The sequence below is a fragment of the Enterocloster sp. OA13 genome (assembly GCF_022440595.1).
GTDB lineage: Bacteria > Bacillota > Clostridia > Lachnospirales > Lachnospiraceae > Enterocloster > Enterocloster hominis.
Genome location: NZ_JAKNTF010000001.1, coordinates 4,262,310 through 4,274,943, shown reverse-complemented (window position 1 = coordinate 4,274,943; position 12,634 = coordinate 4,262,310). Strand labels below are relative to the sequence as shown.

Here is a 12,634-nt window from a genome sequence, read left to right as displayed (position 1 = left end):
ATGAAGAAATGGTTAGCAGTAGCGGTGGGGCTGGCAGTTGGGATTGGAACCATGACGGGATGTGGCGGTAATACAAAGGTGGAGGAGACAACTATACAGGTAAAGGAGAGTGTGACTTCTGATAGTACAGTGGATACTGAAACGGAGAGTGCTGCCGAAACAGCTGAAGCTGGACAAAAGGATAGGAAATATGTTTTTATGTCAGGTACCATGTCCAATAGTTTCTTTATTGCGATTTCAGATACGTTCCAGGAACTGTGTGACAAAGAGAAATTTACATACAGTGTTTATGACTGTGACTGGGACAGCGCATTGCAGCTGACACAGATTGAGGATGTGGTAAACAGCAAACCGGATATGATTTTCTTCGTGGCTGCCGATGTGGACGGGGCCAGGGAAGGACTTCAATACGCATATGATGCGGGGGTACCGGTCATGGTTATTGATAATCCTGTGCCGGATTCGGACTTGGTTATCAGTCAGGTGGCCTCTGACAATTATTTGGGAGGATACCTCTGTGCACAGGCCCTGATTAAGGATTTTCCAGAAGGGACATCCATAGGCGTGTTGGATATGCCCAGTAACGGTGCGTGCAGGGACAGGATGGACGGTTTCCTGGCAGGCCTTAAGGACGCAGAGAAGCCGGAATTATATACAATCGCAGCCCAGTTGGATGGGGGTGGGATGCTGGATAGTTCCATACAGCCAGCAGAAGATATCCTCATAGCCCATCCTGAAATCGAAGCATGCTTTACCATAAACGGTCTTTCTGCCCAGGGCTTTATTACGGCGTCCCAGTCTGTTGGAAGGGAAATTCCTATGATTTATACAGTGGATGCTTCTCCAGATGACAAAGAGTTCCTTATAGATGGTACAATACGGTTTGAGGCGGCACAGTCCCCATTTACTCTTGCTAAAACCTGTTTTGAAATGGCGGATAAATATCTGCTAGGAGAAACCATCGAAAAAGAGGTAGCTGTACCGTGTTATGAAATGACAATAGAGGAGGCTGAAAAAACAAGGGGCTCCTGGCAGTAGGATACGTTGGGGAGGAGAGGGAAGGCGCTCTCCTCCTTGTTTGATAAGGAGTTGAATGTATGGGGAATACAGTGTTACGCATGAAGGGTATCCAAAAGCATTTTGCCGGAGTATATGCCTTGAGAGGAATTGATTTTGATTTGAAAGAAGGGGAAGTGCACGCCCTGCTGGGAGAAAACGGCGCAGGGAAGTCAACGCTGATTAAGGTACTTGGGGGGATTTACCGGCCGGATGCAGGTGAAATAGAGATTCATGGAAAACAGGTGGTGATAGACAGTGTGAATAAAGCCCGTCAAATGGGGATTGGCATCATCCACCAGGAAATTGTACTTGTCCCTCATCTCACAGCTGCGGAAAATATTTTTCTGGGAAGGGAAATTAAAACCGGAACGTTTTTTACCAATAAGGCACTCATGTTCGAAAAAGCAAAGCAGATGGTTGATAAACTGGGAATCAATCTGAATGTACGGATACCGGTTGAAAAGCTGACGATTGCCCAACAGCAGCTGGTGGAGATTACCAAAGCCCTTTCTTTTGGACCAAGGATATTAGTGATGGATGAACCTACATCATCCTTGACAGAACGTGAAGTGGAACAGCTCTTTGACACTATCCGAAGTATTACCAAAGAAGGGGTAGGGGTTATCTATATATCACACAGACTGGAGGAGCTGTTTAAGGTTGCGGACCGGGTCACCGTAATCAGGGATGGCGGCTATGTTGGAACACAGACCATAAAAGAAGCTGAGCCTAATGGGCTTATCAGCATGATGGTGGGAAGGACCTGGGAGGATTATTATGTCCGTCACTTTAATGAGTGCAGGGAAACTATATTTCAGGCAGAGGGCCTGAGTAAAAAGGGTGTGTTTAAGGATGTGTCTTTCCATGTGGGAAAGGGGGAGGTGGTCGGATTTTCCGGACTGGTAGGGGCCGGCAGAAGCGAAATCATGCTGTGTGTGTATGGGGCGGATTCCCTGGATAGCGGAACCATGGTTATGGAGGGAGAGCAGGTGCATTTTAAAAATACGCGCCAGGCAACGGAGCATGGAATGGCCTTAGTACCTGAAAGCAGGAAGGAACAGGGGCTTATCCTTGATAATTCGGTAAGTTTTAATCTGACCCTGTCAAGTATAAGCCGTCTGGTGAAGAGGATGTTGATTGACCGGAAACAGTTTATATCCGTGGTACAGGATTATGTTGGTAAATTGAATATTAAGACCCCGTCAACCGGGCAGATGGTTAAAAACCTGTCCGGGGGAAACCAGCAGAAAGTGGTGCTTGCAAAGGCACTGGCTACATGCCCCAGATTCCTGATACTGGATGAACCCACCAGAGGGGTTGATGTAGGAGCTAAAAAGGAGATTTACACAATCATTGATAATCTTGCCCGGGAAGGAATGGCCATAGTCCTGGTATCATCAGAACTTCCGGAGATTATTAATATGTGCGACCGGGTATATGTTGTGGCGGATGGGCAGATTAAGGCTGAACTGGAACGGGGGGAGTTATCCCAGGAGACCATAATGAATTATGCGACAGGAGGTACGGCAGTATGATGAGAAAAGGGGATTTTGGGGAAAAGATTGGACAGTCCAGGGACAGGAACTGTTTTATTTCTAATAATGTGGGAATCATCGTGGTGTTCCTGGCATTATTCCTGGCAATATCTGTTTTAAGCCCTGCCTTTCTGACGCAGGCTAATATAATGACGGTCCTAAGACAGATAGCCACGAATATGTTCCTGTCCATTGGCATGACGTTTGTCATTATACTGGGAGGGATTGACTTATCAGGCGGCGCAATTATTGCCATGGTAGGAGTGGTAACGGTTGGGCTTAGTGTTAATGGTGCGGTGCCAATTCCGGCGGCCATCTTGATAGGTATGTGTGTGGGCGTGCTGGTGGGATTCATTAATGGTTATATTATATCCAGGCTTCGCGTCCCCGCATTTATTGTAACACTTGCCATGATGAATGTGTGCCGCGGTGGTGCGTATATTTATACAGGCGGAAAATCCATCAGGGTATTGGATGACCGGTTTGTAAAAATAGGTACAGGATATCTGTTTGGTTATATTCCGCTTCCTGTAATTTATACCATTGTAGCCGTTGCTGTGGCTGTCATCCTGTTAAACAGAACGAAGTTCGGTACATATGTATATGCGATTGGAGGAAACCGTGAAGCCGCAAAACTATCAGGCGTTCCAATTAAAAAGGTTGAGACTATGGTGTTCATGATTTCAGGCTTTCTGACTGCATTTGCTGGTATTGTCCTGGCGGCAAGGATGTATTCTGCACAGCCATCCGTAGGTGATGGCTATGAAATGGATGCGGTAGCTGCATGTGTTCTTGGAGGAATTTCCATGTCGGGAGGCAAAGGGCAGATTGGAGGAACTGTCCTGGGAGTCCTGGTCATTGGAATTATCAGTAATGGTCTGAACCTGCTGGGGGTGAATTCCTACTGGCAGCTGGTGGTCAAGGGAATCATCGTATTGCTGGCCATATATATTGATTCGTTGAAAAACCACAGGGAACAAAAGGAATGAGGGGGTTGTGTATGGATAGGAATGAGAGGATAGAATATGAAAGAATTGCAACAAAAGGAAGGATGTTAGGGCTGTCAGCCGTATATGGATGTCAGTCTGGACATATCGGTGGTGCGTTTTCAGTTATGGAAATCCTGACAGTGCTCTATTTTAAGGAAATGAATATCTCACCTGAGCATCCAGGATATGAGGACAGGGACAGGCTGGTGCTTTCAAAGGGGCATTGTACTGCCGCCCTGTATCCGGTACTGGCTATGCGGGGATATTTTCCGGAGGAGCATCTAAAGACGTTCCGTCATGTGGACAGCAATCTTTCTGGACACGCGGAAATGAACGGAATTCCGGGAGTTGATATGTCTACCGGCTCCTTGGGGCAGGGGCTGTCGGCTGCAGTAGGAATGGCATTGTCTGCCAAGGCTGATAAAAAGAAATACCGGGTTTATGCTGTTATGGGAGATGGGGAAATACAGGAAGGGCAGATCTGGGAAGCAGCCATGGCGGCATCCAAATATAAGCTGGATAATTTAACTGGCATTGTAGATGTTAATGGTCTTCAGATAGATGGACCGACAGACGAGGTAATGCCTCTGGAACCATTAGGAGATAAATGGAAAGCATTTGGCTGGGAGGTACTTCAGATTGATGGAAATGATGTTGCACAAATCAGTCAGGCCTTGAAAAAGGCGAGGGATATAACGGGAAAACCGGTAATGATCCTTGCCCGTACGGTAAAGGGGAAAGGCGTCTCATTTATGGAAAACCAGGTGTCATGGCACGGACATGCACCGTCAAAGGCAGAATATGAAGCTGCAAAAGGAGAATTGGAAGTACGGTTGCAGATGTTGGAGGAGGTATGAAAATGGGAGATAAAATTGCCACAAGGGTAGCATATGGTAAGGCGCTTTTGCAGCTGGGCATGGAAAATCCTCATGTCATGGCTATTGATGCAGATCTTGCATGCTGTACGATGTCTAAGGATTTTGCAGGTTCCTATCCGGAGCGCTTTTTCAATGCAGGTATTGCAGAGTGTAATATGGCAGGAATGGCTGCAGGGATGGCTTCCACTGGAAAAACAGTGTTCATACATAGCTTTGCGATGTTTGCTGCCGGCAGGGCGTATGACCAGGTCAGAAACAGTATCTGTTATCCAAGACTAAACGTAAAGGTAGTGGGAACGCATGCAGGACTCTCCATTGGGGAAGATGGGGCGACGCATCAATGTCTGGAAGATTTATCTCTGATGCGGACAATACCGAATATGGTGGTGGTAAACCCCTGCGATGCAAATGAAACGGCCCTGGCTGTAAAAGCCATAGCCGAATATGAAGGTCCGTGTTATCTCAGGCTGGGACGGCTTCCTGTTGAGACGGTCACATCCACACCGGAGTATGATTTTCAGCTGGGAAAAGGCGTGATATTGAGACAGGGGGAGGATGCTGCGATTATTGCTACCGGATTAATGGTTCAGGAAGCACTTAAGGCAGCGCTTGTATTGGAGAAAGAAGGAGTAAACGTCCGGGTAGTGGATATGCACACAATCAAGCCTTTGGATGAAGAACTTGTGGTTCGCTGTGCCAGGGAAACGGGGGCAATCGTGACAACGGAGGAGCATAATATAATAGGAGGACTGGGAGCGGCTGTCTGTGAAACAGTTTGCCAGAGCTGCCAGGTTCCCGTAGTCCGCCATGGGGTAAAAGATATATTTGGAAAATCAGGGGAGGCCGGCGCACTGATGAAGAAATATCATATGTGCGCGGAAGATATCTCTCAGTGCGTCAAGGAGGCACTCGGCCTTAAAATGAACTGTGTACCAAAGGAAGCCGTTTAATATTCTTTAACAGATGAAAAACCGTGCTTCCCGCCTCCCCGTCTCCAAAGCAGGGACGGGTCAATATGCCCCACATCAGGGGAACAGGTCCTGGCCATCATCCCGGCCAGTTCCGCAGTAATTTCAGCGATGGTATCAGCGGCGCCCTGGGCGCCGCTTTTTGATATGGCCTTCATCACAGGTCGGCCCACGCTGACGGCTGTGGCGCCAAGGGCCAGGGCCTTGAAGGCGTCGGCTCCATTCATGATGCCGCAGTCAACAAAGATGGGGATCCTCTTTCTGATTACGTCTGCAATTTCAGGAAGGACCATAAGGGGGGCAACCGCTGTGGGGATGATTCCGTGATGGTGGGAGACTACAATCCCCCCGGCTCCTGCCTCCAGGCATTTTCCTGCGTCCGCCGCGCTGAGTATCCCTTTGAGGATAAAGGGAAGCTTTGTCCTGCGGCAGTAACTTTCAATCTCCTTTAAGGTCCTGGGCCGCATGGGGTGTCCAAGGACATTGTCAGCCCTGCCCCTGGCGTTAAATGCATGGTCAAGGTCCATCCCCACCGCCAGGGCGCCCAGCTCTTCGGCCTGCGCTATTTTCCTTAACACAAGGGATTCGTCCTCGTAAGGCTTGATGATCCGGATGGTGGGGGCGCCGGTGGCGGCAATGGCAGAAAACTGTTCCTCCGTCCCCATCCCGGCCCAGTTGACGGTTCCTGCCATCCTGGCGCCCTGGGCCATTTCAACCATCCCGTCCCCTTTGCCGTCCATGCCTTTCAGATGGGAGAGCGCGGCCATCATTATGGGGGTGGAAAATGTCTTCCCATAGAGGTTTAAGGTGGTATCGGGGGTAACCGCACCGATGTGGCGCATTTCTACAAGTATTTCATCAAAATATTCCCTTGTGATTTCATTTGAATCTTTCGCTGGTTCGCGGAGCATGTGTTCCATAATATAAGTAATCCTTTCGTTTGTTTTACAGGGATGAGGACTCGCGCACAATGAGTTCGGTATCCAGCAGTATTTTTTTGTTGGGTATGGCGGGATTGGCGATTTTCTCAAAAAGTGTTTCAGCGGCCATGAATCCCAGCTGCGACTTGGGCTGGTTGACCGTGCTCAGGGCGGGGACCAGGCTTTTTGATATTTCCAGATTATCAAAGCCCACCACGGCCACCTGTTCCGGCACCCTGCGCTTGGAGAGGTAACAGGCGCGCAGGACCGCCGCACCGTAAACATCGGATACGGTGAAAAATGCATCCGGGGGTTCGCTCAGGTTAAGTAACTGCAAGGCGGCGGAGGTGGCCAGGTCGGAGTCTATCTCAGGCAGCTGTACGATATATTCCTGGTCCACCGGGACCCCGGCTTCTTCCAGCGCCTGCATATATCCCTGCAGACGGTGCTTGGCGTATTTATACCGGAAGGGGCCGTTGATGAAGGCTATCCGCTTCTTTCCCTGGGCCAGCAGATGTTCCACCGCCATCTTGGCGGAAGCGACATCGTTTATGCTGACATATGGAAGGTCGGTATCCTCATTGTATTCACAGCACTGTACCACGCAGGTGGTATCCGACAATTTCTTAATCAATGACGTTTCAATGCAGTTCATGGTAATCAGGCCGATTACCTTGTTCTGCTTGAGTGTTTTCACAAGCAAGTCAATGGTGCCTGGATTAATATGGCCTTCATTAATCAACATGGAATAACCATGGCGTGAAATCGACGCACGCGCCCCCTTTATGATGGCGCCGTAAAAGGGGTTGTTAAGGGAAGGGATATTAATGAGGATAAGGCCTGTGGAGGCGGGCTGGGGGATGGGGGATTCATTGATGCTGCATCCCAGCTGTTTCATGGCCTGGATGACTTTTTCATAAGTCTCCCCCTTGACGATTTCCCTCTGATTAATCACCCGTGATACCGTAGCAGGCGAAACTCCTGCCACAGCAGCTATTTCTGATACTTTGACTTTCTTATTCATATCTAAATTCGTATTCATGGCACTGCTCCAATTCCAAATGATTTTCAGAAAAAAACAATATTATTTATGTTTCTAGTTCAACTATAATCGGTTTTCTGAAAAAAATCAATATATTTCAGTGAAAAATATTTTCAGTGGGAATAAAATGTGCATATTGCACAATAAAAAAATGTTAAATTATGCAAAATCACAAAAAAGTACAAAAGCGTTGACAAGTTTTCCTGAAAGGATTATGATTATTTCAGAAACAGCGATGAAACGAATGAAACAAACCGCAATCACATGGTTGGCGGCAAGGCTGTTATAAAACTTATATAATTATGAGGAGGATTTAGTAATGAAGAAAGCAGCAGCAATGTTATTGACAGCAGCAATGGTGGTATCCCTTGCAGGGTGCGGAGGAGACAAAGGAAACGCGGTTGCCGGTACAACAGGCAAGAGCAGCACTGCCAGCGGGGAACAGGCTGCGGATGATGGGAAAAAGGTTTATAAGATAGCAAAATCATTTTCAAACCTGGATGAAAATAATAAACGGAGCATGATTGCGTTTCAGGCTGAGGCGGACGCCTATATGGCGGAACATCCCGATGTTGCCATTGAGATCATTACCACCGACGCGCAGGCCAGCCAGGATAAGCAGCTTGCCGATGTGGAATCTCTGATTGTACAGAACCCGGACATCCTTATTATAAGTGAAGTTGACACCAGCGGCGCAATCCCGGCATTCCAGGCAGCAAAGGCAGCCGGCATCATAACCATGGGAGAGCGCGGCACGGAAGATGAAAGCGTGGATATTTCCTTCCGCGGCATGGATGAGGATTCCATTAAGGAGATGAAAAAGAAGTTCATCCTTAATTATCTGGATGAGAACCCGGATACGGTCCTTAACTTCGGCCTGATTTATGGAATTGCATCCCAGACAGAGCAGCTTAAGAGGAATCAGGATGTGCTGGAGCTGGCAGAGGAGATGCCGGACCGTGTGAAGGTCCTGGATTCCCAGTACGCGGACTGGAGCACGGACAAGGCCACTAACATCACGGAAGACTGGCTCATGAGATATCCGGAGATGAACGCTGTTTCCACTGCATCCGATGATATGACCCTTGGGGTGTGCAATGCGCTTATCGCACAGGGCAAGAGCGGTTTCCTTACAATGGGCGTTGACGGGACAAAAATCGGACGTGAACAGATTAAGCTTGGCAACCAGACAATGACTGTCCTGGCGGACCAGGAAAAGATTGAGGGCGTACGCCTGGATATCTGCATAGGCGCGATTGACGGTACATTTACGGATTCTTTTGCCACGGCAGGCGAGGACGGCCTGGTGGTACTGACCAGCGAAAACATAGACGAATACATGAATATGAATTAAGGATGTCAAGAGGGCGGTTACAGCCCGCCCTTTCTTTACTGATAATCGGCGCTTGAGATGAGGTAGATATATGAGTCAAGAGATAATTTTAAAAATGGAAGGAATCACCAAGCTGTTTCCCGGCGTCAGGGCACTGGATAAAGTGGACCTGGAGCTTCGGAAAGGGGAGGTGCATGCGGTCATTGGCGAAAATGGAGCCGGAAAGTCTACTCTTATGAAGGTTCTCCTGGGAATCTACACCCCGGAGGAGGGCACGGTGACTTATAAAGGGAAAAAGGTGAATTTTACCAGTCCCCTGGATGCGCTGCATTCCGGAATTGCAATGATCCACCAGGAGATAAGCCTGATCCCCACCATGGATGTAACGGAGAATATCTGGCTGGGCCGGGAAAACCAGTTCATGAAGGCGGGCATGATCCACAAAAAGGCCAGGTATGAAAAGACGGAAGAACTGTTGAAACAACTGGATATCAAGCTGGATATCAAGGCCCTGGTGAAGAATCTGTCGGTGGCGCAGATGCAGATGGTAGAGCTGATCCGTGCAACCTCCTATGGCGCAGATGTGATTATCATGGATGAACCCACTTCGGCTTTGGCGGATGACGAGGTTAAGACGCTTTACCGGATTGTAGCGGATTTATCCAGGAAGGGCGTATCCATTATTTTCATATCCCATAAACTGGAAGAAATATTCGACATATGCGACCGTGTATCCGTATACCGGGACGGTCAGTACATAGCTACCAGGGACTGTACGGACATCACGCAGCCTGAACTGGTCAATATGATTGCGGGACGCGATATCACCAACCTGTTCCCGAAGCAGACGGCAGAGATTGGCGATGTTGTCCTGGAAGTGAAGAACTTTAACCGTATCGGTGTGTTTAAGGATATTAATTTCTCTGTCCGCAGGGGGGAAATCCTGGGAATCAGCGGTCTGGTGGGAGCCGGGCGGTCGGAAATCATGCGCGCCGTATTCGGCAGCGACCCAAAGGATTCCGGTGAGGTCTTTATAGACGGAAGACAGGTGCGTATAAGGAATCCAAAGGACGCCCTGGACAACGGCCTGGCCATGCTGACGGAAGACCGTATGCGGTCGGGATCCATATATGCCCTTTCCGTCAAGGCCAACACCACCATTGCGGTGCTGGGCAGGCTTTGCAATAAAATGGGTGTGATTGACAGCAAAAAGGAACGGGAAGTGTTTGAGGAAAACCGGGATATGATGGCGGTCAAATGTTCCTCTGAAAAACAGCTGATCAGCCAGCTCTCCGGCGGCAACCAGCAGAAGGTCCTGATTGGCAGATGGCTGCTGACAGAGCCTAAGGTACTGATTGTGGATGAGCCTACCAGGGGCATCGATGTGGGTTCCAAGTCGGAAATCCATAAGCTTCTCAGCACGCTGGCAGGAAAAGGCATGGCCATCATCATGATTTCCTCGGAGCTTCCGGAAATCCTGGGGATGAGCGACCGGATCCTGGTAATCCGCCACGGACGGGTGGTCTGTGAATGCGACCGGGCGGAGGCAACCCAGGAAAGCCTGATAACCCATGCATTCGGAGCATCCCAGGCTTAATTATATACGGAGAAAGGATTGGAAAAATGGATAAGACAAAGAAAAAAGACACTTTGCTGGATACCCCCATCGGGAAATTCGTAATGGATAATAAGGCGCTGGTCATTCTGATCATCCTGTTTATATTGATGGCAATTGGCACAAACGGAATCTTCACCAGCGGAGGCAACTTAAGGAACCTGATCCGTCAGGTGGCATACAGTGTTATTTTATCAGCCGGCTATACGCTGCTTTTAAGCTCCGGCCACATCGACCTGGCGGTTGGCTGTATGGTAGGTCTGGTAGGCGTAATCCTTGGAAAATTCCTGGTGGCGGGCGTTCCGATTCCGGTGGCTGTGCTGGGGGCCTGCGTGGCAGGCGTTGCCTGCGGCACGATCAGTGCCACAATCATCACTGCATTTGACCTGCCTCCGTTCATCGTGACCCTGGCGACCATGTCCGCATTCAAAGGCGCCACCTATCTGGTGACGAAAATGGTTCCGGTTTCCAACCTGCCTCAGGAGTTCATTGTAATCGGACAGGGCTACTGGCTGGGAATCCCCATTCCGGTATATATCATGCTGGGAATGGTATTCATCATGGTATTCATCCTGAATAAGACTAAGTTCGGCCGCTATGCGCTGGCAATGGGAGGAAACCCGGAGGCGGCAAGGCTTTCCGGCATTAATATCGCAAGGGTGCGCTGGGGCGTGTACGCCGTAATGGGGGTATATATCGCCATTGCAGCCACTGTGCTGACGGCACGTTCCGCCTCTGCCCAGGTAGCGGCAGGACAGAACACGGAATTGGACGCCATTGCAGCCGTTGTCATCGGCGGAACCCCTCTTTCAGGCGGAAGCGCCAACGTGGTTGGGACTATCTTCGGATGTATGATTGTAGGCGTCATCAACAACGGCCTGAACCTGCTGGGAGTGGATTCAAACTGGCAGCTGGTAGCAAAAGGCGTGATGATCCTTCTTGCAATTATCCTCGATGTGATGTCCACAAAACTGGCAGACAGGATGAGTAAGGCGAAGATGGCGTAATTAGTACGGCATTGCGTAAATTCCTAAGTAATAGGGAAAGGAAATCAATATGGATAAACGGAAAGTAGCGGTAATTGCAACCGGATTCACCGGACAGCAGCATGTGGAGGCGGTCCGCAGGATACCGGGCAATGAAGTGGCGGCCCTGGTGGACTCCAATGAGGAAGCGCTTAAAGCAAAGGCGGCGGAATTAGGGGTAGGGCGCATTTACACGGATTACAGACAGATGATAGACGAAATCCATCCGGATGTGGTACATAACTGCACGCCCAACGGCCTGCACTACGAAATTAATAAATATGTGATGGAGAAGGGAATCCACATATACTGTGAGAAACCCCTGGCAATCACGGTGGAACAGGGCCAGGAGCTTGTGGCGGTTGCCGAAAAGAACCATGTGGCCGCAGGCGTGAACTTTAATTACAGGAACAATGCCATTGTCCAGGAGATGAAGGAACGGGTGAACAATGGTTCCGTTGGACGTATCTTCCATGTGACAGGGCAGTATACCCAGGACTGGATGATGCTTGATACGGATTATAACTGGAGGCTTACGTCTGACATGGGCGGAAACTCCAGGACCGTGGCCGATATCGGAAGCCATTGGTTCGATACGGCCCAGTATGCCCTGGGTAAGAAAATCATGGCGGTGCGGGCGGAGCTTATGACCGTCCATCCCTTTAGGAAGAAGCCTGACAGGCAGGTGGAGACATTTGCCAGCGTGGAGGAAGATGGGTATGAACTGGTCCCTGTCACGTCAGAGGACGCGGCGTTCATCCTGGTAAGGTTTGAGGATGGGACGCTGGGGAACCTGAACCTGTCCCAGGTAAGCGGCGGTCATCTCAATGACCTGCGTCTGGAAATTTCCGGGGAACGGTGTTCCATGGAATGGCAGCAGCAAAGCCCGGATGTACTGTCCATCGGCACTAGGGAAAACGGAGTGCAGATCATCCGGTCATCACCGGCAGCGCTTTCCGGGGACGCGGTAAGGTATGCCACCCTTCCGGGCGGACATCCGGTTGCATGGAGCGATGCGCTGAGAAATGGAATCCGGGAGTTCTACGCTTCAATTGAACGGGGGACATTCTCCCAGACCGGACAGACCTATGCAACCTTTGCAGACGGGGTGCAGATCATGAAGCTGGTGGACGCCTGCATGGAAAGCGCAAAAAACGGCGGCTGGGTAACGCTGTAAATCACGGGCGGACCGCCTGATATGGCCTCGGGCAGATATGAGGCCCTGTCCTCACCGTTATCTGCCCAAGATGGTAATAGGAGTATTCGGAGC

The 12,634-nt window shown here is 49.7% G+C and carries 11 protein-coding genes; 9 read left to right on the top strand and 2 right to left on the bottom strand.

Going from position 1 to position 12,634, the window contains the following annotated elements:
* Genes MCJ35_RS18915 through MCJ35_RS18895 form a run of 5 tightly spaced genes read left to right on the top strand, consistent with a single transcriptional unit; the run spans window position 1 to window position 5,411 of the window.
* Window positions 1–1,038: a substrate-binding domain-containing protein gene (locus MCJ35_RS18915; RefSeq protein ID WP_025485884.1), complete on the top strand. Its 1,038-nt coding sequence runs from the start codon at window positions 1–3 to the stop codon at window positions 1,036–1,038.
* Window positions 1,039–1,097: 59 nt separating this feature from the next.
* Window positions 1,098–2,594: a sugar ABC transporter ATP-binding protein gene (locus tag MCJ35_RS18910; protein WP_025485885.1), complete on the top strand. Its 1,497-nt coding sequence runs from the start codon at window positions 1,098–1,100 to the stop codon at window positions 2,592–2,594.
* Complete coding sequence (locus tag MCJ35_RS18905; RefSeq protein ID WP_034577666.1) at window positions 2,594–3,583, top strand: ABC transporter permease; 990 nt, start codon at window positions 2,594–2,596, stop codon at window positions 3,581–3,583. The genes MCJ35_RS18910 and MCJ35_RS18905 overlap by 1 nt, the downstream gene beginning before the upstream one ends.
* An 11-nt stretch (window positions 3,584–3,594) precedes the next feature.
* Complete coding sequence (locus tag MCJ35_RS18900) at window positions 3,595–4,440, top strand: transketolase (protein WP_025485888.1); 846 nt, start codon at window positions 3,595–3,597, stop codon at window positions 4,438–4,440.
* Between the two features lie 2 nt (window positions 4,441–4,442).
* On the top strand, window positions 4,443–5,411 hold the full coding sequence (locus MCJ35_RS18895) for a transketolase family protein (protein ID WP_025485890.1): 969 nt from the start codon (window positions 4,443–4,445) through the stop codon (window positions 5,409–5,411).
* Here the strand turns inward: MCJ35_RS18895 and MCJ35_RS18890 are convergent.
* Together MCJ35_RS18890 and MCJ35_RS18885 are read right to left on the bottom strand one after the other, a co-directional pair.
* Window positions 5,408–6,349 (bottom strand): alpha-hydroxy acid oxidase, encoded by a 942-nt coding sequence (locus MCJ35_RS18890; protein ID WP_025485891.1) that lies wholly within the window; start codon window positions 6,347–6,349, stop codon window positions 5,408–5,410. The two genes, MCJ35_RS18895 and MCJ35_RS18890, sit on opposite strands and share 4 nt — an antisense overlap.
* Window positions 6,350–6,374: 25 nt before the next feature.
* Window positions 6,375–7,391, bottom strand: coding sequence for a LacI family DNA-binding transcriptional regulator (locus MCJ35_RS18885; protein WP_051400664.1), 1,017 nt, complete (start codon window positions 7,389–7,391; stop codon window positions 6,375–6,377).
* Between the two features lie 319 nt (window positions 7,392–7,710).
* On the opposite strand from MCJ35_RS18885, the gene MCJ35_RS18880 reads away from it, so the two are divergent.
* The 4 genes from MCJ35_RS18880 to MCJ35_RS18865 all read left to right on the top strand — a co-directional run bounded on the left by MCJ35_RS18880 (window position 7,711) and on the right by MCJ35_RS18865 (window position 12,541).
* Complete coding sequence (locus MCJ35_RS18880; RefSeq protein WP_008719253.1) at window positions 7,711–8,745, top strand: sugar ABC transporter substrate-binding protein; 1,035 nt, start codon at window positions 7,711–7,713, stop codon at window positions 8,743–8,745.
* 70 nt (window positions 8,746–8,815) lie between these two features.
* Window positions 8,816–10,321 (top strand): sugar ABC transporter ATP-binding protein, encoded by a 1,506-nt coding sequence (locus tag MCJ35_RS18875; protein WP_008719252.1) that lies wholly within the window; start codon window positions 8,816–8,818, stop codon window positions 10,319–10,321.
* A 26-nt stretch (window positions 10,322–10,347) separates the two neighbouring features.
* Window positions 10,348–11,346, top strand: coding sequence for an ABC transporter permease (locus tag MCJ35_RS18870; protein WP_008719250.1), 999 nt, complete (start codon window positions 10,348–10,350; stop codon window positions 11,344–11,346).
* Between the two features lie 49 nt (window positions 11,347–11,395).
* A complete protein-coding gene (locus MCJ35_RS18865) occupies window positions 11,396–12,541 on the top strand; it encodes a Gfo/Idh/MocA family protein (protein ID WP_025485894.1) in 1,146 nt (381 codons plus the stop codon).
* Window positions 12,542–12,634: the final 93 nt, after the last annotated feature.